The organism is Novosphingobium sp. MBES04 (assembly GCF_000813185.1).
GTDB classification, from domain to species: Bacteria; Pseudomonadota; Alphaproteobacteria; order Sphingomonadales; family Sphingomonadaceae; genus Novosphingobium; species Novosphingobium decolorationis.
This window is the reverse complement of sequence record NZ_DF850488.1, coordinates 1,415,760-1,441,470: the sequence shown is the minus strand read 5'-3', so window position 1 is coordinate 1,441,470 and position 25,711 is coordinate 1,415,760. Positions and strand designations below refer to the sequence as shown.

Here is a 25,711-nt window from a genome sequence, read left to right as displayed (position 1 = left end):
TGTATCGCAAAAGAGGCGGAGAGAGACCATGCCTGAGACCCTGCCCATGCGCTCCTGGCTGTTCGCGCCGGGCGATGCGGCGCGCAAGATGGAGAAGTGTGCGGACAGCGCCGCCGACATTGCGCTGTTCGATCTGGAAGATGCCGTCACGGTGGAGCAGAAGCCCAGGGCCCGCACCCTGGTGCGCGAGTTCCTGGAGGGGCGCGGGGATGACCACGCCCGCCTCTGGGTGCGCATCAACCCGGTCGACGGGCCCTTCGCGGTCGAGGACCTGGCCGCCGTCATGCCGGGGCGCCCCGGCGGGATCATGCTGCCCAAGGCGCGCGGGCGCGGCGATGTCGAGCTGCTCGACCACTACCTGACCGCGCTCGAGGCCGCGAATGGGATCGAACAGGGCACTACGAAGGTCATCGCGCTCGTCACCGAGGCGGCCGAGGCGATGTTCACGACTGGCGACTATCGCGGCGCGCCGCGCCTCGTGGGCATGACCTGGGGGGCAGAGGACCTCGCCGATGCGCTCGGCGCCAGCACCAACCGCGAGGCCGATGGCGACTATGCCTTCACCTACAAGCTGGCGCGCAGCCTGTGCCTGATCGGCGCGGCGAGCGCGGGGGTTCTCCCCATCGAGACCATCCACGGCGATTTTCGCGACCTCGACGGCCTGCGCGCGCGCGCCGAGAAGGTGCGCGCCGAGGGCTATCGCGGGATGCTCGCGATCCATCCTGCACAGGTCGAAATCATCAACGCCGCCTTCACACCGAGCGAGCAGGAAATTGCCGAGGCACAGGAGATCGTGGCGATCTTTGCCGCCAATCCCGGCGTCGGGGCCATCGGCTACAAGGGCGGCATGCTTGACCGGCCCTATCTCGCCCGAGCGGAAACCGTCCTGCGTCTGGCAGGCCGCGCATGAGCGTTACCGTTTCGCCCGACGATCTTGACCTTGCACGCTACCTGCGGCGCGGCGACAGCATCGTCATCGGCCAGGCTTGCGGCGAGCCGACCACGCTGGTCGAGGCGCTGCTGGAGCAGGCCAGCGCCATCGGCGATCTCAAGGTCTTCATCGCGACGAGCTTTTCCGGGCTGTTCCGGCCGGAACGCAGCCAGGCCATCGCGCTTTCCAGCATGGGCGCCATCGGGGCGTTGCGCGCGATGAGCAAGGCGAACCGCCTCTCGGTCATCCCGGTCCACGTCGGCAGGTCGGCGCGCTGATCGCCTCGGGGGTGATCGGCTGCGATGTCGCCATGCTGCAGCTGAGCACGCCGGATGAACATGGCCTTCACAGCTGCGGGCTCATCGCCGACCATGTGCGTGCGGCGGCCGACAGGGCACGCGTGGTCCTGGCCGAAGTCAACGCGCAGGTGCCCTACACGGCGGGCGAGGCGATCCCCGCCGCCGAGATCGACGTCGCCGTGCCGGTTGCGCGCACGCCGGTCGAGGTCGCCCCCGCCGCGATCACCGAGACCGACCGTGCCATTGCCGGGCATGCCGCGCGGTACATCCGCGACGGCGCCGTGATCCAGACCGGCGTGGGCGCGATCCCCGATGCGATCCTGCGCCAGCTGACCGACCGCCGCGACCTGGGCGTCCATTCGGGCATGCTGGGCGATGGCCTTGTCGACCTGATCGAAGCGGGTGTCGTCACCAACGCGTGCAAGGCGATCGACCGGGGCGTCTCGGTCAATGGCGCGCTGATCGGGACCGAGCGGCTCTACCGCTGGGCGCACCGCAACCCGGCCCTGCGCATGTGTCCGGGCACCTATACCCATGCCGATGCCGTGCTCGCGCAGATCGAGGGGCTCGTCTCGATCAATTCCGCATTGGAAGTGGACCTCACCGGACAGGTCAACGCCGAGCAGAGCGGGCAAAGCTATCTTGGCGGAACGGGCGGCCAGGTCGATTTCGTGCGCGCGGGTGCCCGTTCGGCGGGCGGCCATGCGCTGATGGTCTTGCCGGCCACGGCGCGCGGCGGCACGATCAGCCGGATCACGGCGAACCTTTCCGGCCCGGTTACGACCGCGCGCAGCGAGGTGGACGTGATCGTCACCGAGTTCGGCGCCGCGGAGCTGAAGGGCCAGCCGCTCGCCGAACGGGCGCGGCGCCTGTGCGCCATCGCCCACCCCGATTTTCGCGAGGCCCTCGAACGCGAGGCCCACGCCATAAGCCAGAGAGGTTTCTGACGATGTCCGATGCGGTCACCCTGACCAGCCCCGAGCCGGGGATTGCCCTCATCACCATCAATCGTCCCGAGCAGCGCAACGCGCTTTCGGCCGAGGTGCGGGCCGGGCTCTACGCGGCCTGGGACGCCTTCGAGACGACCCCGGACTACCGCATCGCGATCCTCACCGGCGCGGGCGAGAAGGCCTTTTGCGCGGGCGGAGACCTCAAGGAGATGGTCGAGACCGGGCTCCAGGTGCCCCCGCGCGACATGTTCCCGGTGCCCTACGACACGGTGCAGCTGAGCAAGCCGACCATCGCGGCGGTCAATGGCGTCGCCTTCGCGGGCGGCTGGATGATCGCGCAGGGTTGTGATCTGTGCGTGGCGAGCCGGGCCGCGCGCTTTGCCATTACCGAGGTCAAGGTCGGGCGCAGCTCGCCCTGGGCCGCGCCGCTCATCCACATGATTCCCCAGCGCATCATGATGGAGATCATCCTGACCGGAAAACCGATTGACGCTGAGCGGGCCTATGAGATCGGCCTCGTCAACCGTCTGGCGGAGCCCGGTGAGACGCTGGAGGTCGCGCTCGAACTGGCGCGCGAGGTGCTGCAGGGCGCGCCGCAATCGGTCCGGGCGGGGCGCGAGACGGTGATGCTGGCCACGCAGATGGGCCGCAGCGCCGCGCTGGAAGCCGCGCGCCATGCCTCGGAATGCACCTACCGCTGCGAGGACGCGCAGGAAGGTCCGCGCGCCTTTGCCGAAAAACGCGCGCCCGTCTGGACGTCGTTCGACTGAGGGAGCGGCGTTAGCCGTCCGTCTCCACAGGCGACCCGAGATTGGCGTGGAGGCGGCCGAGCAGTGCGTTCATCGTGGCCATTTCGTCCGCGTTGAAGCCTTGCCAGGCGGCCTCCTCGGCGTGCGCGGCGATCCGGTCCAGCTCGCGGGTGATGCCCCGGCCCGCCTCGGTCATGTGGATCGCCTGGACCCGGCCGTCCTGTTCCTGACGGCGGCGCTCGACGAGGTTTTCGGCCACCAGCCGGTCGACGATCCGCCCGGCTGAGGCATCGGAAATCTCCAGTTTCTGCGCGATTCTTCTCTGGGCAATGCCTTCCTCCTGCGCGACCACGACGAGCGCGCCCCATTGCGAACGGGTGACGCCCAGGTCCGCCACCATCTCGTCGAAGCGGGCGCGCAGCAGGCGGGCGAGCACGGTGATCCGTACCGACGCCGTGCGGCGCGGGTCCTCGAAATCCCTGAGCGGTGTACCGTCCAATTCCCTCTCCTTGCGCATCGGTGCCGGCGCTTGTCCCGCAAACGCGCGCGATCCGCAACGTCGTGTCACCCGCTCGTGCGCCGCCGTGGCCGAGATAAGGTGAGATCGTCGATTCCGGGGTCCAAGGGGCGATGGCCCCTTGAATCCATTATTTCCTGCTTACGACTTCTCTTCAGGCCCAGTTTCACCGCGAAGGCGATGCCCGGGACCTGCGCTTGACCCCGAGCGGAGGCAGGGAGAGGGATGGGCCGTTGCCACAATCAGGGGAGGACCTCGTGAACACCATGCGTTGCTGCTGGGAGGTGCCCGGGGCCCATCTTCAGGCGCCGGTCTGGCTGGACGGGGCGGACATGCTCGTGCTCGCCGACAGGGCGCACGGGACACTTCGCTATTTCGCGCCGGAAACCGGTGAGAGCGGGGACATCGCGGTACCGGGGCATCCCGGTTTCGCGGTGCCGACACAGGAAGGAAGTCTCCTTGTCGGGACCGCGCGCGAACTGCTGCTGCTGGACCGTGAGGGAAGGGCGTCGCGCGAGTTTCTTCTCGAACCCGGCGCGCAGCAGACGGGCCACGTCCATGTCGATGCGCGCGGGCGGGTGTGGTTCACCATGGAGGCAGCGGGGGAGGCTGCGGGGGAGGCGGCCGGGCAGGCCGGGCTCGTGCGTTACCACGACGAACGGTTGGTGCGCATGGTCTTCGACATGCCGGATGCGGGAGGAATGGCGCTCGATCCCGAGGCGCGCGAGTTGCTGCTCGCCGATGGTGGGGCTCGCCGCGTGCGGCGCTACCGGGTCAGCCGGGCCGGGAGCCTCTGGGAAGAGGCGCCGTTCCTCGATCTGGCGGGGGACAATAGGCGTCCCGCCGCGCTTGCACGCGACAGCGAAGGCGGCGTGTGGCTGAGCTTTGCAGGCCGCGCAGACCTGAGTCACTACGCCGTGGATGGAACGCTGCGCGCGCAGGTGGACGTCCCCGGAGAGGAGATCACGGGGCTCGGCTTTGGCGGGCGCGGGGCGGACATCCTCTACATCTGCGCCCGTACCGCGCAGGGCGCCGCGCTCTACGCGCATGATCTTGCCGTACCGGGACCGCCTACTTGCGCGGTGCGCACAGGGCACGCCGACATCGGCCTGATCAGCGAGGACGACCACCACTGAACCGGGGCGCTCCTGCGCCATCGGCACAGCGCCTTGCGCCTCCTGTCGAGAAGCGCAGCGCCTGTGCGCCCTAGCGTGCGTGGGAAAGACAGGGCGCGAACCGGCGCCGGAGAGGAGCTCCCAGCCATGACCGCGTCTGCCATAGCCCCTGCCTTCGCGCTGCGCCGCGAGTTGGCGAAGAAACCCGCGGCCCTGCCCACGAGCGTCACCATCGACCCGGTCAGCGCCGATATCATCCGGGGCGCCTTCGAGACGATCTGCTTCGAGGTGGCGACGCACCTGGGTCGGGCGGCTTCCTCGCCGATCATCAACCAGTCGAACGAGCGCAACGCGGCCATTGTCGATGCCCACGGGCGCCTTGCCATGGGCTCGATCGGCACGCCGCACCTCACCTTCGTCTCGCAGCTGACGGTGCGCTACGGGCTCTTGCAGCAGGCGAAGTACGACTGGGGCGCGGGCGACGTGTTCCTGGGCAACGATCCCGATGCCGGGGGCGGGCATCTTCCCGACTACAACGTCTATGCCCCGGTCTACGACGATGCGGGCGAACTCGTCACCTGCATCGCGCTCCAGGCGCATCAGGGGGATACCGGAGGCAAGGACCCGGGCGGCTTCACGCTGGAGGCCACCGACATCTTCACCGAGGGCCTGGCGATCCCCTGCGTCAAGCTCGTCCATCGCGGGGCGAAGCGCGTCGATGTCATCGACATGATCGTGCGCAACAACCGCTTTGCAACCTTTGCAGGAGACCTGGCCGCCATGATCAGCGCGGTCGAGAAGGGCGCACGGCGGATCGAGGCCCTGATCGCGCGCCATGGCGCGGACCATGTGCGCGCGGCGATCAACCACGCCATCGACGAGACCGAGCGCCAGTTCCGCCGCGAAATTGCCGCCTGGCCCGATGGTACCTATCCCGCCACCGTCTTTATCGACCACGACACCGCCGGGACGAAGGACGTGAAGGTTCATGTGGAGGTCACCGTTTCCGGAGAGGACCTGACGGTCGATCTCACCGGCACCGACGACCGCACGAACCTGACCGGCGTGTGGAACACCTTTGCCAATTCGCGCGGCTACGTGATGGTCCAGCTCGCGGCCATGATCGACCCGGCCATCGTCAAGAACGAGGGGCTCTTCCAGGCGGTCGAGATCGTCATTCCCGAAGGCTGCATCGCCAACCCGCCGCCCAACAAGCCCGCGGCGCTCGGCAGTTTCCACCCCGCCTGCGAGATTACCGAGGCGGTCTGCGTGGCGCTTTCGGGTATCGTGCCCGCCCGCGCGCAGCCACAGGTCTACAAGATCGGCATGCCCAATGCCGTGATCGGCTTCGATGCCTCGGGGCAGATGTACATGGACCAGGGCGTCGATTGTCGCTCGATGGATGTTTCCGCGGTTGCCGGGCTCGATGGGTGGGGGGCGTGTCCGTCCAGTCTGGGCAATCTCCTGCTTGGCCAGGCCGAGGATGCGGAAAGCCGCTTTCCCGTGCTCAACATCGCGCGCGAACTGACCACCGACACGGGCGGGGCAGGGCAATGGCGCGGGATGCCGGGCAGCTGCAACGTCAAGCAGGTCCTGCAACCGATGATGGCAACCGCCTGGATGGTGAGCCACGACCACCCGATCAGCGGCATGGGCGGCGGCGATCCGGGATCGCCCTATGTCAATTGCTTCGAGGTCGGCTCGCCCAACGAGCGGCGCATCGCGCTGGCCGAGCAGGCGATGCTCCCGGCGGGCGCGGTCATGGCCTACCAGCACGGCGGCGGCGGCGGCTTCGGCCTCCCCACCGCGCGCGATCCCGAGGCGGTGAAGGAAGATGTCCTCGACGAACTCGTCAGCGAGGAAGCCGCGCGCACACGCTATGGGGTCGTCCTCACGGGGGCCCTCGAAGACTATGACCTTGCCGTTGATGCCGAGGCCACGCGACGCCTGCGCGCCGAGATGGCCGAGGCCGACACGGGACTTGTCGTGGCCGAATAGCTGGCGGCGGGCAGAGAACAGACACAGCACGAAAGACGGGGGACGGGATGGCCTACAGGGTCGGCATCGATATCGGCGGGACTTTCACGGACTTCGCGCTCCTGGGCAGCGCGCACGAGGACGTGCGCCTCTACAAGAACCTGACGACGCCCGAGGACCGCTCGCTGGGCGTGATGCAGGGGCTCGAGCGTCTGGCGCAGATGGAGGGGCTGGACCTTGGCGCCTTTCTCGGCGCCTGCGACATGATCGTCCACGGCACGACCGTCGCTGACAACGCGCTGATCGAGATGGACGGGGCGACCACGGGGCTCCTGTGCACCGAGGGTTTTCGCGACGAAATGGAATACCGGCGCGGCTTCAAGGAGGATATCTGGGACCCGACGCTGCGCCCGCCGCCGCAGATCGTGCCGCGCCGCCGCCGCCGTGCGGTGCGCGAGCGGATCATGGCGGACGGTTCGGTGCACCTCGCGCTCGACGAAGACGGCGTGCGCGAGGAATGCGCGCGGTTGCGCAAGCAGGGCGTCGATTCGGTCGCCATCGCCATGCTGTTCAGCTTCCTCAATCCCGAGCATGAGCGCCGCACGGCCGAGATCGTGGCCGAGGAAATGCCCGGCGCGCGCATCTCGATGAGCCACCGCGTCCTGCCCCGTGCGCCCGAATACGATCGGACCAGCACGACCGTGGTCAATGCTTTCGTCGCCCCGCGCGTTGCGGACTATCTGGAACGGCTGGTCACGCGTCTGGAAGAGGCGGGCTACGCCAACCGCCTGATGGTGATGCAGGCGTCCGGGGGGGTGATGAGCGTCGACTATATCGAGGGCGCGCCGGTGCGTGTGCTCGCCTCAGGCCCGGCGGGCGGGGTCATCGGCTCGGCCCATGTCGGTGCGGCCAAAGGCTACCGCGACCTTCTGTGCGTGGACATGGGCGGGACCTCCTACGACATGAGCCTCGTGCAGGACGGCGCCGCGCCCGCCGAGGCGGGCTGGAACATGCACCACCGTTATCTCGTCGGCGTGCCGATGGTGAAGGTGGAGACGCTGGGGGCGGGCGGCGGCTCGATCGTTGCCGTCACAGGCGGTGTCCTGCGCGTAGGGCCCGAGAGCGCGGGCTCGGTGCCGGGGCCGATCTGCTATGGCAGGGGCGGCACGCGCCCGACCGTCACCGACGCGCTCCTTCTGCTCGGCATCCTCTCGGACGAGGAGGGCTTTGCAGGCGGCGATTTCGCGCTGCGGCGGGCCGGTGTCGAGGAGCTTTCGCCGCGCTGGGCCGTGAACTGGGCAAGAGTGCGCAGGAGACCGCCTACGACGCCTTCCGCCTCGTCAACGCGAACATGGTCAACGGTATCCGCCGCACGACGGCGAGCAAGGGCGTCGATCCGGCCGGGCTTACCATGCTGGCCTATGGCGGCAACGGGCCGGCCTTCGCCGCGATCCAGGCGGGAGAACTGGGCATTGCCCGCGTCCTGATCCCGCGCGCAAGCCCGACCTTCTCCGCGCTCGGCACGCTGGTTGCCGATCCCACGGTCGATGAGGAGCGCTCGCTCATCGCGCCGGTCGAGGACCTGCCGCTGGAACGCCTGCGCGCGCTCTGGGAGGAGCTGGCGGCCCGTGCGCGCGAAAGCCTTCAGGCCGCCGGGTTCGCCGAGGATGAGGTTACCGCCTCCTGGCAGCTCAACATGCGGTATCCGGGCCAGAACTTCGCGCTTACCTTCGATGTTGCGCACGGGACGCTCAGCGATCTTGCGTGGCTCGACGGGAACCTGGGGCAGAGTGCGCTGGCGCTGTTCAACGCCCGCCACACCGAGGAATACGGCCATATCCGCGAGCATGAACTGCCCGAGGTGACCGGCGTGCGCCTCGTCAGCCGGGCGGCCACGCCAAGTCCGCCCGTCCGGGAGGGGGCTGCACCGTCCCCGCGCGCGGCGATGATCGCGAGCACACGGCCGGTCCAGCTGGGCGAGGGCTATGACGAGACGCCGATCGTGGCAGGGGCTGCGCTCAAGCCGGGCGACTACGTGGCAGGGCCCGCGGTCATCGCCGAGACGTTCACCACCATTGTCGTTCCCACCGGCTGGCGGGCCGAGGTCGATGCGGCGGGCGACTACATGCTGGTGCGGTGCTGATCGGCCGGTGGGGCGCGATGTTGCATTCAGACCTTGAGGTCCTGCCGGTATTTTTGCGGCGTGGTTCCGGTCCAGCGCTTGAAGGCCCGGCCGAAGCTGGTCTGCTCGCCATAACCCAGCCACTCGGCAATCTCGTCGAGGCTGGCGTCGGGGCGGCGCAGGTAGCTTTGCGCAAGCGTGCGGCGCACGTCCTCGACCATTGCGCTGAACGAGGTCTGTTCCTCGGCAAGGCGGCCCTGGAGCGTGCGGACCGAGACCGCGAAGCGCTCGGCGGCGCGCTCTATCGTGCAGTGCCCCTTGGGCAGGTCGCCGCGGATGTAGTCGCGCACCCGCTGGGTGAAAGTGATCCGGTTCGCAGAGCGCACGCGGTCGAGATACCCCCCGAGCAGGCGGTAGAGAAGCCGGTTGCTGCTGGCGAGCGGCAGGTCGAGATGGGCGCGCTGAAAGCCGATGGCGTTGACCGGCGCGCGCACGTGCAGGCGGCAGCCGACCACGCGCTCGATTTCCGCCACGTCACAAGGGCGCGGATCGATGGCAAGCTGGACATAGCGCGGCGAGAAGTCCGCTCCGCCCAGTTGGCGCAGCAGCTTCATCTGCAGCACCACGGCCTGCAGGTTGGCCTGGTCGTTGACGCCAAGGTCATGGACGACGCCCCAGCGCAGTTCCGCGCTGCGCTCGCCCTCGACCAGTTCGGGGGCGGCCTCGGGCGAGTGGATGATGGGGAGGTAGCTGACAAGCGCGTCGATGGCGGTGCGCAGGTCTGCTGCGGCGCGGGCAAGTGCGGTGATGCAGCCGAACACTTCGGCGTCCTGGCCTTGCGCGAAGTGCAGCCCGAACAGCGGATCCTCGAACAGGGTGCTGCAGTATTCGAAGGTGTCGACCAGCGCTTGCGCGCCGACGTGGCTGTCGGGATCGCCCAGCGCGCGCATGTCGATCCCGGTGCGTTCCAGAATGGCGCGCGCATCGCGCCCGCGCCCGCGCGCGAAATCGGAGAAGCCGCGCAGGTTCGCCGCGCGCATCTGGCCCTTGCCGGGCACCGCATCGAGCGGGCCTTCGAGGCCGTAGAAGATCGCATCCTCGCTCATCGAGCGTGCAATTCTACGCCGCCTGGTGCGCAAGGTCCAACACCGATGACACTGCACGGGCGATGAGTTGGTGTGCTGCTGGGCAGCCGGATACGGCGCTGGCAGCGTGGCGCCACGTGAACGGGAGAGAGCCCAATGGCCGAAATGAAGACACCCCAGGAACACCGCGAGGCCGCGCGCGCCTACGTGCGCTACGAAAAAGACACCGAGCGCCGCATCGCGACGCTGACGCTGGTGCGTCCGGCGCGCGGCAACGCGACCACGATCGGCATGCGCATGCTCTATGCCGACTATGTCCACCGCGCCAATGTCGACGATGAGGTGAAGGTGCTCGTCATTCGCGGCGAGGGGGAGGACCTGGGCACCGGGGGCGACCTGGATGAGCACGGTGACATGTACCTCAACCCCAAGGACGGGGAGAGCTTCCTGCCCGACCTGGAGATTGACCCGGACGAGGACGTCGCCTGGCCGCCGCCGGGGTCCTACCGCCACCTCCACTCGCTGACCGACTATTACACGCGCGCGGCCGCAGGGCAGCGCCCGCTCCAGGAATTCAAGAAGATCAGCATCGTCGAGGCCAAGGGCTATTGCTACGGCTGGCATTTCTACCAGTGCGGCGATGCCGACATGGTGATTGCCTCGGACGACGCGCTCTTCGGGCACCCCTCGTTCCGCTATGCGGGCTGGGGGCCGCGCATGTGGAGCTGGCTGGAGACGATGGGCTACCGCAAGTTCGTCGAGATGGTCTTTACGGGGCGCCCCTTCACGGCCGATGAGATGGCGGACTGCAACTTCGTCAACTCGGTCGTACCGCGCGAAGACCTCGAGGCCGAGGTCGCCAAGTACGCCGATGCCTGTTCGCGCTCGCGCCCGCTTGACGTGGTGGTTGCGCAAAAGACCTTTTTCGAGGCCTACAAGCAGTACCGGGGCGAGTACCTGGGAAGCCTGCTTACCGGCTGGCTGGAGGGGATGTTGCCCGCCATGAAGCCCGACCGCGAGACGAGCGTGGACCTGGGCGGTGATGCCTTTGCAGGCGGCATAGCCAGGACGGTCAAGAACAACGACCTCAACTATCCTCCTGAATGGCGGCTCAGCCGCAAGGGGCGCGCGGCCAAGGAATGATCGGCGCAGTTCCGGGCGCTTCGCTCCGCTGGTTTGGTACGCGATCTTGCGCAGATTGTCGAAGCCCTTGCGCCTGCGGTCAGGCGCTGCCTTGCAGGCGTGGCCTAGGGTGCAGGGCAGTGGACCAGGGCGCCAAGACCCGGTCCCGATGGGAGAACGGGTATGCCCGAGACGCTCTTTGCGCTCGATGCGGACAACTACCGCGACTGCCAGAACATGTTTCGCGGCCCAGGTCGCAGCGAATACTACGAAGGCGACTTCTGGATAGATGAGACCATGCCGGTCGAGGTGTGCGCCCGCAAGCGCACGAGCGGCAGTTGCACGATCATCGAAACGCGCGCGGCAACGCGCCAGTTCTTTCGCCGCACCCAGCGCCATATCCGCACGAACGCCAGCGATCTCAGTGTCCTGTGGTTCGTACGCAAGGGAGGTCTCAAGTACTCCAACCGGCAGGGGCGCCTGACCGTCGCGCCGGGTGGGTTCCTGCTCACCCGGTCGATGTCGCCGTTCTTCATCGAACTCGAACCGCAGGCAGGCGAAGGGCTCGACGTCCTGCACATGACCGTGCCGACCCATGTCCTGCGTGGCTTCCTGCGCGGCGAAGTGGAGGATTGCGCGGCCCTGGATGCCGAATGCCGCGCGGTCGCAAGTGCGGGTTCAATCCTCGCGCAGGTCTTTGAGGAGGGCGATGCCCTTGGCGAAGACGCCATGCAGCTCCTGACCGAAACCGCCTGCCGCCTGATCGGACTTGCCCTCGACGAAGAGGCCAGGGCGCGTCCGCCGCGCCGCACGCTCAGCGAGCAGCGGCTGGACGATGTCCTGCGCTTCATCGAGATCCACCTTTCCGACCCGAACTTGTGCATGGCCATGGTCGGCGAGGGCTGCGCGCTCAGCCCGCGCTATCTCTCGCTCCTGCTCCAGGGCACCGGGCAGACATTTTCCGAACTGGTTTGGTCGAAGCGGCTGGAGATGGCGAAGGAATGGCTGGGCCGCAGCGATCCGCGCGCGGTTGCGATCAGCGAGGTTGCCTACGGGGTCGGCTTCAAGAGCACCGCCCATTTCAGCCGCAAGTTCAAGCAGGTCTTCGGCCTTAACCCGCGCGACTACCGGGAGCGCGAAGGTGCGGGGCGCTCGGCGCGTGCAGGGGCTTCCCACAAGCCGCCTCGCCTTGCTGTCGGGGCAATGCTGCAGTGAGGCAGGCTTGACCAAGACGGTCACCACGCTCACCGACAAGTATGTCGAGGAGAGCGGGCGCATCCAGATCGGCGCCTTGCAGGCCTATGTGCGCCTCCTCCTCGACCAGGCGCGGCGTGACCGGGCCGAGGGGGTGGCGAGTGCGGGTTATGTGACCGGCTATCGCGGCTCGCCGGTGACGACGCTCGACGCGCAGCTCTGGGGCGCGGGCGAACTGCTGGCCGAACACGACATCCGCTTCGAGCCGGGCCTCAACGAGGAACTGGCCGCGACTTCACTGCGCGGCACGCAGCAATTGGGCTGGTTCGGTACGCCACGTGTCGAGGGGGTCTTCGCGCTGTGGTACGCCAAGGGCATCGGCGTCGACCGCGCGCATGAGGCGCTCAAGCTGGGCAACCTGGAAGGCGCGGCGCACCGGGGCGGCGTGCTCCTGCTGGCGGGCGATGACCATGCGGCAAAAAGCTCGGCCAGCGCGCACCAGTCCGACCAGAATCTGGCGGCGGCCTTCGTGCCCACGCTCTATCCCGCCACCAACGCCGAGATCTTGTCCTATGGGCAGTACGGTTGGGCGCTGTCGCGTTACTCCGGCCTGTACTGCGGCATGAAGGCGGTGACCGATACGCTGGACCTGACGGCAAGTGTCGACCTGCCGGGCTGGACCTTCCCCATTCACACCCCCAACGCGCCCGGCCCGGCCCGCAATTTGCGCGAAGGCATGTCCGCGCTGGAACAGGAGGCGCTGACGGTGCGTCACCGCCTGCCCGCAGCGCAGGCCTTCGTGCGCGCGAACCGGCTCGACCGGGTGACGCATGGACGCGCCGACACGCGCGGAGGGCTCGTCATCGTGACGGCGGGCAAGGCCTGGCTCGACACCGCGCAGGCGCTGCTCGATCTTGGCCTCGATGCGGAGCGGTGCCGGGAACTGGGCATCACCGTCCTGAAACTGGCGCTGACCTGGCCGGTTGACCCCGAGATCGTGAAGCAGGTCTGCACACCTGCGCGCGAAGTCCTGGTGATCGAGGAAAAGCGCGGCTGGATCGAGGACCAGATCGCCCGGATCCTCTACGGTGTGTCGCCAGCTCCGGCGCTTTCGGGCAAGACCGATCCGCAGGGCAGGCCGCTGCTGCGCGCCGAAGGCGTTCTGGACCCGGCCGAGGTGCGCGAGGCCATCGTATCGCGACTGCGCGCTCTGGGGCGCAGCGATCCGCAACTGGACGCGCAGGCGGAGGCCCGGGAGGCGGCCGACGGGCGCGCGCAGGGCCTGTCGATGGTCGCGGCGCGCCCGGCCTACTTCTGCTCGGGCTGTCCCCACAACCGCAGCACCCAAGTTCCCGAGGGCAGTTCGGCGATGGGGGCGACCGGATGCCACGGCCTTGCCCACTACATGCCCGGTCGCCGCACGATGCAGACGGTGGGTATGGGAAGCGAGGGCACGCCCTGGATTGCTGCGCAGCATTTCGTCGACACGCCGCACTATTTCCAGAACCTGGGCGATGGCACTTATACCCATTCCGGGCTTCTGGCGATCCGCGCCTCGGTCGCGGCGAAGAGCGCGGTCACCTACAAGATCCTCTACAACGATGCCGTCGCGATGACCGGGGGGCAGCCGATGGAAGGCGGGCTCACGCCCCAGCAGATCGTGCGCGAACTGGTGACCGAGGGGGTCGATCCCGTCGTGGTCGTGAGCGAAGCGCCCGAGGCTTTCGCGCGCGAGGGTCTGCCCGGCAAGGTGCGTGTCCTGCACCGCGACGAGCTGGAACGCGTGCAGCGTGACCTGCGCGAGGTGAAGGGTACCTCGGCGATCCTCTACGAGCAGACCTGCGCCAACGAGAAGCGCCGCCGCCGCAAGCGCGGCCAGCTCGCCGATCCCGATAGACGCCTCTTCATCAACGCGGCCGTGTGCGAGGGCTGCGGCGATTGCTCGGTTCAGTCCAACTGCCTCAGCATCGAACCGGTCGACACCCAATGTGGCCGCAAGCGCCGCATCAACCAGTCGACCTGCAACAAGGATTTCAGCTGCATCAAGGGCTTCTGCCCCTCCTTCGTGACCGTGGAGGGCGGACGCCCGGCGCGGCGCATGGCGGACCTCGCCGCGCTTGAGGGCGACCTAGCCACCCTGCCCGAACCAGCGGGCGTGTCGTGCGCGCAGGGCTTCAACATGCTCGTCACTGGAATTGGCGGGACGGGGGTGCTTACTGTCGGCGCGGTGCTGGCGATGGCCGCGCAGATCGAGGGCAAGGCGGCGAGCCTGCTCGACATGACGGGCATGGCGCAAAAGGGCGGGGCGGTCGTCAGCCACCTGCGCATCGCGCCCGAGCCTGCGCAGATCCCCTGCGCGCGGGTCGGCACAGAGCAGGCCGACGTCATCCTCGCCTGTGATCTCGTCGTGGCGAGTGCGCCGGACGTGCGGCGCGCGCAAGGGCCCGGGACCACGCTGGTCGCCAACGAGGACGTCGCGCCCACGGCCGAATTCCAGACCAACTCCGGCCTCGACCTGTCGGCGGCGCGTTTCCTCTCCGCGCTGGAGCCGCGGGGCGATCCCGCGCGCGCTTTTGCGGTGCACGCGGGCGAACTGGCGAGCGCGCTTCTGGGCGACGCGATCTTCACCAATTTCCTCATGGTCGGCTATGCGGCGCAGAAGGGCCTCCTGCCTGTCTCCTTGGCTGCGATCGAGGAGGCGCTGGCCCTGAATGGTACGGCGGTTGCGGCCAATCACAAGGCGCTGGCGCTGGGCCGGTTGGCCGCGCACGATCCGGGCCGTCTGGAGCGTCTGGCCGGGCTGGCGGACACGGGTGGTGTCGAGCCGGAGACGCTGGAAGGCGTGCTCGACAAGAACGCAGCGCATCTCGAGGCCTATCAGGATGCGGCCTACGCGCGCGCCTATCGGGAGCAGATGGCGAACCTGCGCGCCGCGATTTCGCCGGAGGCCGGGGACGCAGGGGACAGGTTCCTGCGCACGGCCGCACGCCAGCTTGCCCGGCTCATGGCTTACAAGGACGAGTACGAGGTGGCGCGGCTCTACACCCGGCCCGAATTTGCGCGCTCTGTGACCACCGCGTTCGACGGGGACGTGCGCATTGCGCTCAACCTGGCGCCGCCCTTCCTGCCGCTGGGCCGTGACCGCAAGACCGGACGTCCGCGCAAGATCCGCTTCGGGGCCTGGATATTCCCGCCCCTGCGTCTGCTGGCGCGAGGCAAACGCCTGCGCGGTGGGCCTTTCGATCCCTTCGGCTACAGCGCCGAGCGGCGAGCCGAACGCGCTCTGGTGCAGGAGTACGCGGCACTCCTGCTCGAATTGGCGAAGGGGCTGAACGCGCAGAATGCCGCGCGTGCCATCGAGATCGCCCAGAGCGTGAGCCAGGTGCGTGGCTACGGCCCGGTGAAGGAGGAGAGCATGGCCGCGTGGCGCGCGCTCGTCGCCCGTGAGCTGCCTGAGTTCAGGGATCGGGCGAGCGATGCTTGCGCTCCGGGCGAGGCCATTGGCGAAGTCATCGCCTAGGTTCGGCAGGACCCGGAGACGAAAACCGGAGAGGAATTGCGATGAGTGTGCAGGCAAGCGTCGAGAAGCGGTTGATCGACCGCGCGGTCCGCATCGGGAACGAGGCCTATGTCTCCCCCGACTACGCGCGGGCCGAGGCCGAGCGGCTCTGGCCGCGGGTCTGGCAGATCGCCTGCCGCGAGGAGGAGATCGCGGCGCCCGGGGACTATGTCACCTATGACATCGCCGAGAATTCGGTGATCGTCGTGCGCGGGCAGGACGGGGAGGTCCGCGCCTTCCACAACCTGTGCCGCCACCGTGGGCGACGCCTGACCGAAGGTTGCGGGAACAGGAAGGGCTTTACCTGTCCCTTCCACGCCTGGAGCTGGGACCTGTCCGGCGCGTGCTTGGCATGACGCGGGGCGAGGCCTGGGACGGGGCGCTCGGCAAGGAGGATGTGCCGCTGCTGAACGTGCGCGCGGCGACCTGGGGCGGGTGGGTTTTCGTGACGATGGACGAGGATGCGCCGCCGCTTGCCGATTACCTGGGCGAGGTGGCGACCAATCTGGCTCCCTTCGAGTTTGGCAAGATGCGCTATCGCTGGCGCCAGTACCTCACCTTTCCCTGCAACTGGAAAGTCGCCATCGAGGCCTTCAACGAGGGGTACCATGTCGCGGGCACCCACCCGCAACTGACTAAGTTCTCGGTCAAGCCGACCTGGAGCGATGCCTGGGGCCTGCACGGGGTGTTCGGCTCGGCCGCCCGCGAGGGTTCAGGCGGGGCGAGCAGCGGGGCGGCCGGTGCGGCGGACATGCGCGAGGGGCTCAAACATTCGCTCAACCAGCTGTGGGAGGAAGTGAACGCGACGACCACGCAGACCATGGTTGATGTCGCCAATCTCCTGCCCAGCGAACTGCCCGAGGGTACACCGCCAGCCGAGGTGCAGATGCACCTCATGAAGCGCACGATCGAGGAGGACGCCAAGCGCGGCGTGCTCTGGCCCCAGATCGACCCGGCCCATTTCGCCAAGGTCGGCAATGTCCTGCACATCTTTCCCAACACGGTGATCGTGCACGGGCCGGTCTTCGCGCTGTGCTACCGCGCGCGGCCCTGCGGCGAGGACCCCAACCGCTGCATCTTCGAGGTCTACACGCTCGAGAAGTTCCCCGAAGGCGCAGAGCCGCGGCCCGAAAATCTCTACCGCCCCGAGATGACCGAGGCGAACTGGCGCAAGGTCCTGTGCCAGGATTTCTCGAACATGGAGGCGGTCCAGCAGGGCCTGCGTTCGCGCGCCTTTGCAGGGATCTACCCCAGCCCCATCGAGGAAAGGGCGATCGTCAACTTCCACCGCGTGCTCGCCGACTATGTCGGGCGCGGCGCTCCTGAACCCATCGATTGAAGGCACTGACCATGGCGCAGACCAGCCCCGAGACCGACCTCATCCTCGATACCCGCGATGTCGACCGCTACGTCGGCAAACAGGTCGTCTTTGCCGAGATGTGGGACCCTGCCAGTGCGACGGAAATCCGCCGCTGGGTCCAGGCGCTCGATTACGCGAACCCGCTCCATTACGACGAGGAAGCCGCGCGCGCCTCGCGCTTTGGCGGGATCATCGCCCCGCAAAGCTTCACCGTCGCGATGGACTATGGCCATGGATGCCATCCCTCGTGCATCGGCAACGTGCCGGGCACCCACCTCATCTTCGGGGGCGAGGAATGGTGGTTTTACGGCGGGCGCATCCGCCCCGGCGACTTCCTGCGCCAGGAACGCTTCTTTGCCGGTTACAAGGTCACCGACACCAGCTTTGCCGGGCCGACCATGTTCTCGGACGGCGATACCTACCACTACCGCGAGGACGGCACGCTCTTTGCCAAGGAACGCGCGACCTCGATCCGCTACTTGCGCGAGGAGGCCAACCGGCGCGGGGTCTATGGCAAGGAAAGCCGTGGCGTGAAAAGCTGGACCGCCGCCGAGATGGAGGAGATCGACCGCATCCGGCTCGACTGGATCCTCTCCAACCGTGAAGGCGCAACGCCCAACTGGCATGCGGTGAAGGTCGGCGACACGCTCCCGCGCCGGGTGATCGGCCCGCACACGCCGCTCACCTTCGGCTTTGAGTACCGCGCGCACCGCCAGAACATCTGGGGCACCTGGCGTTGGAACCCGCCCGAGGGATATCGCGATCCGGCCAAGGAGAACGCCGGGTTCGACAAGGACATGACCTATGATTTCGAGGCGCAGAAGATCGATCCGCGCCAGAAGGACGGGCTCTACTACGGCCCCTCCAGCGGCCACCTGAACCCGGCCAAGGCCGAGAAGATCGGCATGGGCGGGACCTATGGTTACGGCGCCTCGATGAATGCGTGGCATCTTGACTACGTGGCCTACTGGGCCGGGCACGGGGGCTATGTCTGGCATTCCAAGACGCAGTTTCGCAAGCCCGCCTTCGAAGGCGACGTCACCTTCTTCGAGGGCGAGGTCGTCGACAAGTTCGAGACCAGCGAATTCGGCATGCCGACCGTGCGCATCAAGACCCGCCTGACCACGCAGGACGGCGACACGATCCTGACCGGCAGCGCCGATGTCGCGCTGCCCCACGTGCGATGAGCGTGCTCTCCGATCTGGTGCGCGAGGCGCCCGGTGACAGCGGCCTCTCGCGCGTTGTCGCGATCCCGCTGGCTGAGGAGCCCGGCATTGGCGCGCGCACCATCGGGGGCTATCTGCGCGAGGTGAGGGGGCGCTTTGGCCCGGCCGAAGCGGTCGTCTTCAACGAGGGGGGCGAGCGGCTTTCCTGGACCTATGACGCGCTCTGGGACGAGGCCAGGACTACGGCCCGCGCGCTCCTGGCGCAGGGGATGGAGCCGGGCGCACGAATCCGCATCCTGATGACCAACCGGCCCGAGTTTCTTTCCTCCTTCTTCGGCATCGCGCTTGCGGGCGGTGTCGCGGTGGCGCTCTCCACCTTTTCCACGCCGGAGGAACTGGCGCACCTGATCACGGCGTCCGAAATCCGCACGCTGCTTCTCGAGGCGCGCGTCCTCAAGACCGACTTCGTGGCCATGCTGGAGGACCTGGAGCCCGCGCTGGCGGCGACCTCGCCCGAAACCTTTGCCTCGGCCCGTTTCCCCACCTTGCGCAGGCTTGTGGCTCTTGGCGGGGCGCCGCGCGGGGCCATTCGCGACTGGGCGGCGTGGCGTGCGGGCGGGAAGGGTGTGTCCGCAGGGGACGTCGATGCGCGTCTTGCCCAGGTTACGCCGGAGGATCCGGGCGGCATCTTCTTCTCCTCGGGTACGACCAGCCTGCCCAAGGGCATCGCGCATAGCCAGCAGGCCTTCGCGATCCAGTGGTGGCGCTGGCCGCGCCTGTTCGGAATGACAGAGCCCGTGCGCGCGTGGACGGGCAACGGCTTCTTCTGGTCGGGCAATATTTCGATGGTGGTCGGCACCGGCCTTTCGACCGGAGGCTGCGTGGTCCTCCAGCGCTATTTCGACGCGGACGAGGCGCTGCGTGTGATTGCGGCGGAGAAGGTCACGTTTGCCAATGGCCGCCCGCACCAGTGGGCACGCCTCCAGGCCTCGCCGAACTGGGACGAGGCGGACCTGTCCTCGCTGCGCCATGTGCCGCGCGGCGAACTGGTCTACGCCCATCCCACCTGTTCGGCGGACTGGGAGGTGCCACAGACCTTCGGGACGACCGAGACCATGTCGCTGTGCACCTCGATCGGCCATCATGCCAGCGAAGAGGACTACGCCGGCAGCTACGGCGTGCCCCTGCCCGGCAACGAACTCAAGATCGTCGATCCCGAGACGCGCGGTGTCGTGCCCGTGGGCGCGCATGGGGAAATGTGCATCAAGGGCCCGACGCTGATGAGCGGGTACCTGGGCAAGCGACCCGAGGACTGCTTCGATGCCCAGGGCTTCTATTGCACCGGCGATGGCGGACGCGTCGATGCGCAGGGGCGCTTCTTCTGGGAAGGGCGGCTGACCGCGATGATCAAGACCGGCGGGGCCAATGTCGCGCCCGAGGAGATCGACGAGTTGGTCGCCAACTGGCCCGGCGTGAAGCGTGCGCAGACCGTGGGGGTGGCCGATCCGCTGCTGGGCGAGCGGGTGGTGACCTGCCTTGTGCCCATCGCGGGCGCGGTGATCGACGAGGACGCGCTGATTACGCATCTCAAGGCAAGGCTCGCCAGCTTCAAGGTGCCCCGCCAGGTCCTGGTCTGCCGCGAGGAGGACTTTGCGATCACGGGCAACGAGAAGGTGAAGCCCGCCGCGATCCGCACCCTTGCCGAGCGCCTTCTGGCGCAGGGTGCGGCCTAGGAAGGGGCTGCGTTCAGTGGGCTCAGATCTTCACCTCGATCATGCCTTCGACGACCCGCACCGGGAAGGTCTGGATCGGCTCGGTCGCGGGCGGGTTCATCGCCTCGCCGGTTTCGAGGCGGAAGCGCGCGCCGTGTGCGGGGCACGCAATCCAGCCGCTGCGCATGCGCCCGCAGGCCAGTTCCTCGTCGGCGTGGCTGCACTTGTTGCGCACCGCGAAGACCTGTCCCTTGCTGCGGCACAGGAGGATCGAGATTCCGTCGATCTCAATCTTGGCAACGCCGCCTTCGGGCAGCGAATCGAGCGGGGCGGCGGCCGTGTAGCTGGTGTCGGTCATGCCCTTGGGCATGCCGCGCGAGGGGCCCGGCGCGCAATTCGCCCGCGCGATCAATGGCAACACGGCCGTGAAACCGGCCGCGCACAGGTATTCTAACAGGGCGGCTGAACCGCCAGGCACGAACATCGGGAGAGAGCGATGGCGCAGCAGGACTATTATCAATTCGCCTATGTCACGACCGACTGGCGGCGCGCGCTGGAGGAACTGGGCGCGCAGCACGACATTGCCACGTGGATGGAAATGCCCGAGGCCGAGTTCGATACAGGGCCCGGCACGAAGGCGGTCTGCCACTTCGCGCTGGCCTTCAAGGGGGACCTGCAGTTCGAGGTGATCGAGCCGGTCGCAGGCGATTGCGCGGTCTACCGCGCCGGCCTTCCTGAAACGGGCTATGCCAAGCGCTTCCACCACCTGGGCCGGCACTTCGCGCAGCGCGCGGACTTCGACCGCCAGCTGGAGGCCGCAAAGGCGCGTTACGCCAGGCCCGTCGCCGCCGAGACGATGGGCGGCGAATACGCCTACTTCGATGCGCGCGCGGAAACCGGCCATTTCCTTGAATACTTCATCTTCCCCCCCGGCTCGCACCTTGAGGGAGTGCCCCGCTCGTGAGTGCTGAGGAGAGCTTCGATGTCGTCGTCGTGGGATCGGGCGCTGCGGGCGCGATGGCGGCGCTGCGCGCGGCGGAGCGCGGCCTTTCGGTCCTCATCGTCGAGAAGGAGCGCAAGTTCGGCGGGACTTCGGCGGTCTCGGGCGGGGTCATGTGGGTCCCCAATCACGGCCTTGATGGCGAGGTCGGCGACTCCCGCGAGGCGGCGCTCGAATATCTGCGCGCGATCATCTCGGTGCCGGTGAACGCGGCGCGCCTCGAGGCCTACGTGGACATGGCGCCCGCGATGCTCTCGTTCCTGACCACCGTCGGGGTGCCCGTCGTCTCCGGCGTCTGGCCGGACTATTTTCCCGACCGGCCCGGCGCGCGCAGCGATCGCTCGCTTGTGGTGCCCACCTTTGACGGACGGCGGCTGGGCGACAGCGTCTACCCGGCGATGCGCGAGCAGTACAACCGCTTCAAGCTGTTCGGGCGCTACGCCATGGATCTCACCGAGACGTTCACGCTGATGATGCAGGCCAAGGGCTGGCGGCGCACCGTTGCCCATATCCTGCGCCGCTACTGGCTCGACCGGGAGACGCGCGCGGTGGGGCGGCGCGACCGGCGCTTCACGCAAGGCGCTGCGCTGATGGGCGAAATCTACGAAAAGGTGCTGGCGCGCGGGGTGGAACTGCGCACCGAGACCGCGCTCGTCGAATTGCAGACCGATGCGCAAGGCCGGGTCTGCGCGCTGGAGGTCGACACCTATGGCCGCCGTTACACCATCGCCGCGCGCCACGGCGTGGTGCTGGCCGCGGGCGGGTTCGAGTGGAACCAGGAACTGCGCGAGCGTTTCTACCCCGTCCCCGGCCGCACTCGCCACAGCTCCACCCCGGAGGACGCCAACCGCGGCGAGGCGCTGATCGCGGGCGAGAAGATCGGGGCGAGCACCGAGCACACCGAACAGGCTGGTGGATTCCGACCATGCAGCTGCCGATGCCCCGGGCCTCCAACTTCCACGAGATCCACCAGGCCGCCTTCGATGTCGGGCGCCCGCATAGCCTCTGCGTCAACCGCAAGGGCGTGCGCTTCGTCAACGAGGCGACGGGCTACGACCGCTTCGGGCAGGCCATGGTCGCCGACCACCTGGCGACGGGCGCGAACTGCCCGTGCTGGCTCGTCTTCGATGCGACCTTCCGCGAAAAATTCAGCGCAGGCGGCCTCATGCCCAACGTGCTGATGCCCGACGCCAAGGTGCCCGGCGACTGGTGGGGACACTACCTTTTCCGCGCCGAGAGCCTGGCCGACCTTGCCCGCCAGATCCATGTGCCTGTCGATGCACTGGAGAAGAGCGTTGCCAGGATGAACGCCCACGCGGCGAGCGGGACCGATCCCGAGTTCGGGCGCGGGGGCAATGCCTATGACCGGATGTTCGGCGATCCGACCGTCGCGCCCAACCCGTGCCTTGGGGCCATTGCGAAGGCGCCCTTCTACGCGGTGCCGATTAACAACGGGGACCTGGGCACCAAGGGAGGGCTGCGCTGCGACGAACGTGCGCGCGTGCTCGATGGGGCAGGCGTTCCGATCGGCAATCTCTACGCGGCGGGCAACTGCGCGGGATCGCCCTTCGGGGACTGCTATCCGGGCGCCGGGGCAACCATCGGACCTGCGCTCACCTTCGGGTTCGTCGCGGCCAACGACATTGCCGAGCGGGCGGGAAACAGCGCGTCCGCCCGCGGGGACGAAGACCAATCGGCACATGAAGGGGAGATCGTGGCATGAGCATGCGCAAGGTGGCCATCGTGACGGGCGCGGCCGGTGGGATTGGCGAGGCAATCGTGCGGCGTTTCGGCGAAGAGGGCGTCGCGGTCCTGGGAACGGGGCGCACCGAGGCCGCACTCGCTGATCTCAAGGCGCGGCTCGAGGGCGAGATGGAGTTCTACTACGCGGTGGCCGATCTTGCCGCCGATGCGGGGCCCGCTGCGGTAGTGGCCCGCGCCATGGAGCGCTTCGGCCGGATCGATTTTGTCGTCAACAACGCGGGCTCCTTCAACATCGGTCCGGTCGATGCGACCACCGATGCCATGCTTGACGAAGTGCTCGGCATTTCGTTGCGCGCCCCGTTCCGCCTGTGCCGCGAGGCGCTGGCGCACATGGGGGCCGACGGCATGGGCGGGGCGGTGATCTTCATCGGCTCGACCTGGGGGCTCTATGGCACGTGCGGCGGCGGGGCCTACAGCGCGGTCAAGGCCGGGCAGATCGGGCTCATGCAGACAATGGCGGCGGAATACGGACCGCGCGGCATCCGCAGCAATTATGTGGCACCCACTGTCGTGAAGACGGGCATGACCGAAAGCTTCTGGGAGGCCGACGCGTTCCGGCGGATCAACCACGAGTTCACCCCGCTGACCCGCGACTGCACCGCGCAGGACATTGCCGAAATGGTGGTCTTCCTGTGTTCGGACCGGGCCGGGTTCGTCAACGGCCAGACCATCGCGGTCGATGGCGGAATTTCTTCCACCCGCTACCTCGCGCCCGAGGCGCTGGGGGCGACGCGGCTGTGAGGCGGCTTAGCTGATCGCGCCATTGGCCTTGAGGCGGTCGTACTCGGCCTCTTCAAGGCCGAGAAGCTCGCGGTAGACATAGTCGTCGTGCTGGCCGAGCGTCGGGGCGCCGTTGGCAATTTCGGCCTCGTCCGGTGTCATGCGCCAGCTTGGCCCGACCACGGGGCGCGCATCGCCGTTGCCGTTGAGGACGGTGCGGTAGGTGCCGTTGCTCCAGAAGGTGTCGCTCGCCATGAGGTCGAGAGAGGAGGCGGCCGGATAGGCCGCGACCCCTGCCGCGCGCAGCCGCGCGCCAAGGTCGTAGGCCTCGTGTGCAGTGGTCAATGCGGCGAGCTCGCTCTCCAGCTCGGCGCGATGGGTCCGACGCTGGGAGAGGCTTGCAAAGCGCGGGTCCTTTGCCAGGCTCGGGCTGTCGAGCCCATCGCACAGGGCCTGCCAGTCGCGCTCCTCCTCGCAGGCAATCGAGATCCAGCCGTTCCGGGCGCAGGGAAAGAAGCCGTGCGGGGCGAGGGCGTCGTGGGCATTGCCCCTGTGGCGCGGGACGTCTCCGGTCAGGGCGTATTCCAGGAGACGGTCGCCGACGAGGCTCGACATCGTCTCGACGGCGGAGAGGTCGACCTGCTGGCCCTCGCCGGTGCGTTCGCGGTGGTGCAGCGCGGCGACGGCGGCAAAGGCGGCGGCCGCGCCCGCGCTGGTATCGCCGAAGCGGATGTTCATGCCTTCGGGCACGCCGCCTTCGTGACCGACGAGCCCGGTGACACCGCCGATTGCGCCGAAACTGGGAGCATAGCCGGTCTGCGGCCCAAGCGGGCCTTCGCTTCCGTACATCTTGATCGAGACGTGGATGATGTCGGGCCGGATCGCCTGCATCTCGGCAAAGGACAGGCCGAGCTTGGCCATCGCGCCCGGGCGCAGGTTGTCGAGCACGATGTCGCTGATCGCGATCATGTCCTTTAGCCGGGCGAGCCCTTCGGCGCTCTTCATGTTGACGCGCACGCTCAGCGCTTCGGTGTTCTGGCTGAGGAAATAGGGCGCGTGCTCGATGTCGAGCCCACCGTAGGCGCGCATCTCGTCGAGCGAGGAGGTGCTTTCCACCTTGAGGACCTCGGCACCGAGCTGGCCGAGGAGCTTGGCGGTGTAGGGTCCGGCCCAGACCTTGGCGATGGCGAGCACCCGGATCCCGGCGAGCGGCCCGCCGCGTGCATGTCCGCTCATGCCGCGACCTCCCGGTCATCGGCGCCGGGTTCGGGCGCAGGACGGGTGAGTCGGGGCGGCGAGGCGGTCATGCGGTAGGGCGCGGCGGGATATTCGCTTCCATCCAGCGCCTGGAAGAAGCCGCGATGGCGGTACTGCGGATTGGCGAAGAGATCGGGGGCCAGGTTGACAGGAGCGAGCATGACGCCGCGCCGGTGCGCCTCGTGCGTGATCGCATCGCGCGGCTTGTCCGCGACCCAGCTTCGGAAATGATCGCGAAAGGTCGCCACCCGTTCGGGCGTGCAGTGAAATTCGAGCCAGTCCTCAGGGAACTCCTGGCCCCAGGCGGGATCGCCCATCAGGTCCAGCAGGCCGCGCCAGTGGCGCGCGGTGGTCATGATGAGATGGACGTGCCCGTCTGCGCAGGCAAAGACGCGGCCCGGCCCGCCCATGTCGTAGCGGCGGCGCGACTGGCTGGGCTCGTCGTCTCCTGCGAGTACCCGGCCCAGCACCACGTCGGCGCGGCTCAGCTGCACGGCGACTTCGCTGAGGTCGATGGCCTGTCCTTCGCCGGTGCGGCGCTGGTGGAGAAGGCTGGCGGCAGTGGCCAGCGCGGCGTCGTAGCCGGTGTCGAAGTCGGGCATGAAGGGGCTGGCCCCCATCAGCGGGGGATCACGGTCGCCGCTTTCGCTCGGGGTATGCCAGGCCCAGCCGCCTGCGGCCGCGATGTTGATCGGAAAGGCACGGGCCATGTCCTTGGGCGCATCCTGCCCGAAGGGGGTGATGTGGCAGTGGACGAGCCGGGGGAAGCGGGCCGAAAGGTCCGCAGGCGCCAGGTTTCGGCTTTCACACCAGGCCGGGGTATGGTCGTCGATCAGGGCATCGGCGCGCGCGAGCAGGCCTTCGAGCGCGGCGCGGCCTTCGGGTGTTTCCAGGTCGAGCACCACCGACTTCTTGCTGGTGTTGGCATAGGCAAAGACGGCGCAGGCGCCGTTGGCCACGGGCGGGCCGAAGCGGCGCGTGGGCGAGCCTCCCGGCCGCTCGACCTTGATGACCTCGGCGCCGAAATCGGCAAGCAGCCGCGCCGTCCATTCGCCGCACACGCGCTCGGCGGTCTCGACGATGGTGGTGCCGGAAAGCGCGGTCATGGCCTG

At 68.1% G+C, this 25,711-nt stretch carries 22 protein-coding genes and 2 pseudogenes; 19 read left to right on the top strand and 5 right to left on the bottom strand.

The genetic code is table 11. The annotated features are described in order from the left end of the window. Window positions 1-28: 28 nt before the first annotated feature. From MBENS4_RS06265 to MBENS4_RS06255, 4 genes are read left to right on the top strand one after another with little or no spacing between them, the layout of a single operon-like run. Window positions 29-910 carry an HpcH/HpaI aldolase/citrate lyase family protein gene (locus MBENS4_RS06265; protein WP_039389493.1) on the top strand — a complete coding sequence of 294 codons (882 nt, stop codon included), beginning with the start codon at window positions 29-31 and terminating at the stop codon, window positions 908-910. Then, a complete protein-coding gene (locus MBENS4_RS26495) occupies window positions 907-1,209 on the top strand; it encodes a hypothetical protein (protein ID WP_242404803.1) in 303 nt (100 codons plus the stop codon). Before MBENS4_RS06265 ends, MBENS4_RS26495 begins: the two co-directional genes overlap by 4 nt. A 32-nt stretch (window positions 1,210-1,241) precedes the next feature. Continuing rightward, on the top strand, window positions 1,242-2,177 hold the full coding sequence (locus tag MBENS4_RS06260; RefSeq protein ID WP_242404802.1) for an acetyl-CoA hydrolase/transferase family protein: 936 nt from the start codon (window positions 1,242-1,244) through the stop codon (window positions 2,175-2,177). A 2-nt stretch (window positions 2,178-2,179) separates the two neighbouring features. Next, window positions 2,180-2,950, top strand: coding sequence for an enoyl-CoA hydratase/isomerase family protein (locus MBENS4_RS06255; RefSeq protein WP_039389491.1), 771 nt, complete (start codon window positions 2,180-2,182; stop codon window positions 2,948-2,950). A gap of 10 nt (window positions 2,951-2,960) precedes the next feature. Here MBENS4_RS06255 and MBENS4_RS06250 read toward each other — a convergent pair whose 3' ends face one another. Beyond that, complete coding sequence (locus MBENS4_RS06250) at window positions 2,961-3,428, bottom strand: MarR family winged helix-turn-helix transcriptional regulator (protein WP_052322045.1); 468 nt, start codon at window positions 3,426-3,428, stop codon at window positions 2,961-2,963. 284 nt (window positions 3,429-3,712) lie between these two features. On the opposite strand from MBENS4_RS06250, the gene MBENS4_RS06245 reads away from it, so the two are divergent. The 4 genes and pseudogenes from MBENS4_RS06245 (at window position 3,713) to MBENS4_RS26490 (ending at window position 8,681) form a co-directional block, all read left to right on the top strand. Next, on the top strand, window positions 3,713-4,582 hold the full coding sequence (locus MBENS4_RS06245) for an SMP-30/gluconolactonase/LRE family protein (RefSeq protein WP_242404925.1): 870 nt from the start codon (window positions 3,713-3,715) through the stop codon (window positions 4,580-4,582). Between the two features lie 126 nt (window positions 4,583-4,708). Then, window positions 4,709-6,559, top strand: a complete 1,851-nt coding sequence (locus MBENS4_RS06240) for a hydantoinase B/oxoprolinase family protein (RefSeq protein ID WP_039389487.1) — start codon at window positions 4,709-4,711, stop codon at window positions 6,557-6,559. Window positions 6,560-6,606: 47 nt separating this feature from the next. Beyond that, window positions 6,607-8,024, top strand: a pseudogene (locus MBENS4_RS06235) (hydantoinase/oxoprolinase family protein); the annotation flags it as partial. Then, complete coding sequence (locus MBENS4_RS26490; RefSeq protein WP_242404924.1) at window positions 8,004-8,681, top strand: hypothetical protein; 678 nt, start codon at window positions 8,004-8,006, stop codon at window positions 8,679-8,681. The pseudogene MBENS4_RS06235 and the gene MBENS4_RS26490, both read left to right, overlap by 21 nt. A 26-nt stretch (window positions 8,682-8,707) precedes the next feature. On the opposite strand, the gene MBENS4_RS06230 is transcribed toward MBENS4_RS26490, so the two are convergent. Then, window positions 8,708-9,766 carry a helix-turn-helix transcriptional regulator gene (locus MBENS4_RS06230; protein ID WP_039389485.1) on the bottom strand — a complete coding sequence of 353 codons (1,059 nt, stop codon included), beginning with the start codon at window positions 9,764-9,766 and terminating at the stop codon, window positions 8,708-8,710. Window positions 9,767-9,901: 135 nt separating this feature from the next. Here MBENS4_RS06230 and MBENS4_RS06225 point away from each other — a divergent pair, with 135 nt between their 5' ends. From MBENS4_RS06225 to MBENS4_RS06200, 7 genes are all read left to right on the top strand, one after another. Continuing rightward, window positions 9,902-10,888 carry an enoyl-CoA hydratase/isomerase family protein gene (locus MBENS4_RS06225; protein WP_039389484.1) on the top strand — a complete coding sequence of 329 codons (987 nt, stop codon included), beginning with the start codon at window positions 9,902-9,904 and terminating at the stop codon, window positions 10,886-10,888. A 162-nt stretch (window positions 10,889-11,050) separates the two neighbouring features. Further along, a complete protein-coding gene (locus tag MBENS4_RS06220; RefSeq protein ID WP_052322044.1) occupies window positions 11,051-12,082 on the top strand; it encodes a helix-turn-helix transcriptional regulator in 1,032 nt (343 codons plus the stop codon). A gap of 7 nt (window positions 12,083-12,089) precedes the next feature. Next, window positions 12,090-15,581, top strand: a complete 3,492-nt coding sequence (locus MBENS4_RS06215; protein WP_039389481.1) for an indolepyruvate ferredoxin oxidoreductase family protein — start codon at window positions 12,090-12,092, stop codon at window positions 15,579-15,581. A 41-nt stretch (window positions 15,582-15,622) separates the two neighbouring features. Further along, a complete protein-coding gene (locus MBENS4_RS26485; protein ID WP_242404801.1) occupies window positions 15,623-15,976 on the top strand; it encodes an aromatic ring-hydroxylating oxygenase subunit alpha in 354 nt (117 codons plus the stop codon). Then, window positions 15,973-16,959 carry an SRPBCC family protein gene (locus tag MBENS4_RS06210; protein ID WP_242404800.1) on the top strand — a complete coding sequence of 329 codons (987 nt, stop codon included), beginning with the start codon at window positions 15,973-15,975 and terminating at the stop codon, window positions 16,957-16,959. Before MBENS4_RS26485 ends, MBENS4_RS06210 begins: the two co-directional genes overlap by 4 nt. A gap of 11 nt (window positions 16,960-16,970) precedes the next feature. Then, the gene (locus MBENS4_RS06205; RefSeq protein WP_039389480.1) at window positions 16,971-18,167 is read left to right on the top strand and encodes a MaoC family dehydratase; all 1,197 of its coding nucleotides are present in this window, start codon (window positions 16,971-16,973) and stop codon (window positions 18,165-18,167) included. Then, complete coding sequence (locus tag MBENS4_RS06200) at window positions 18,164-19,879, top strand: class I adenylate-forming enzyme family protein (RefSeq protein WP_052322043.1); 1,716 nt, start codon at window positions 18,164-18,166, stop codon at window positions 19,877-19,879. The genes MBENS4_RS06205 and MBENS4_RS06200 overlap by 4 nt, the downstream gene beginning before the upstream one ends. 22 nt (window positions 19,880-19,901) lie before the next feature. On the opposite strand, the gene MBENS4_RS06195 is transcribed toward MBENS4_RS06200, so the two are convergent. Beyond that, window positions 19,902-20,216 (bottom strand): Rieske (2Fe-2S) protein, encoded by a 315-nt coding sequence (locus MBENS4_RS06195; protein ID WP_039391863.1) that lies wholly within the window; start codon window positions 20,214-20,216, stop codon window positions 19,902-19,904. Window positions 20,217-20,354: 138 nt separating this feature from the next. Between MBENS4_RS06195 and MBENS4_RS06190 the strand changes: the two genes are divergently transcribed. From MBENS4_RS06190 to MBENS4_RS06180, 4 genes and pseudogenes are all read left to right on the top strand, one after another. Continuing rightward, window positions 20,355-20,822: a VOC family protein gene (locus tag MBENS4_RS06190; protein ID WP_039389478.1), complete on the top strand. Its 468-nt coding sequence runs from the start codon at window positions 20,355-20,357 to the stop codon at window positions 20,820-20,822. A gap of 53 nt (window positions 20,823-20,875) precedes the next feature. After that, window positions 20,876-21,688, top strand: a pseudogene (locus MBENS4_RS27155) (FAD-dependent oxidoreductase); the annotation flags it as partial. Between the two features lie 95 nt (window positions 21,689-21,783). Further along, window positions 21,784-22,581: an FAD-binding protein gene (locus tag MBENS4_RS27150; protein ID WP_340140795.1), complete on the top strand. Its 798-nt coding sequence runs from the start codon at window positions 21,784-21,786 to the stop codon at window positions 22,579-22,581. After that, a complete protein-coding gene (locus MBENS4_RS06180) occupies window positions 22,578-23,363 on the top strand; it encodes an SDR family NAD(P)-dependent oxidoreductase (protein ID WP_039389476.1) in 786 nt (261 codons plus the stop codon). The genes MBENS4_RS27150 and MBENS4_RS06180 overlap by 4 nt, the downstream gene beginning before the upstream one ends. A 6-nt stretch (window positions 23,364-23,369) precedes the next feature. Here MBENS4_RS06180 and MBENS4_RS06175 read toward each other — a convergent pair whose 3' ends face one another. Next, window positions 23,370-24,578, bottom strand: a complete 1,209-nt coding sequence (locus MBENS4_RS06175; protein ID WP_039389474.1) for a CaiB/BaiF CoA transferase family protein — start codon at window positions 24,576-24,578, stop codon at window positions 23,370-23,372. Next, complete coding sequence (locus MBENS4_RS06170; protein WP_039389472.1) at window positions 24,575-25,705, bottom strand: CaiB/BaiF CoA transferase family protein; 1,131 nt, start codon at window positions 25,703-25,705, stop codon at window positions 24,575-24,577. Before MBENS4_RS06170 ends, MBENS4_RS06175 begins: the two co-directional genes overlap by 4 nt. Window positions 25,706-25,711 lie beyond the last annotated feature (6 nt).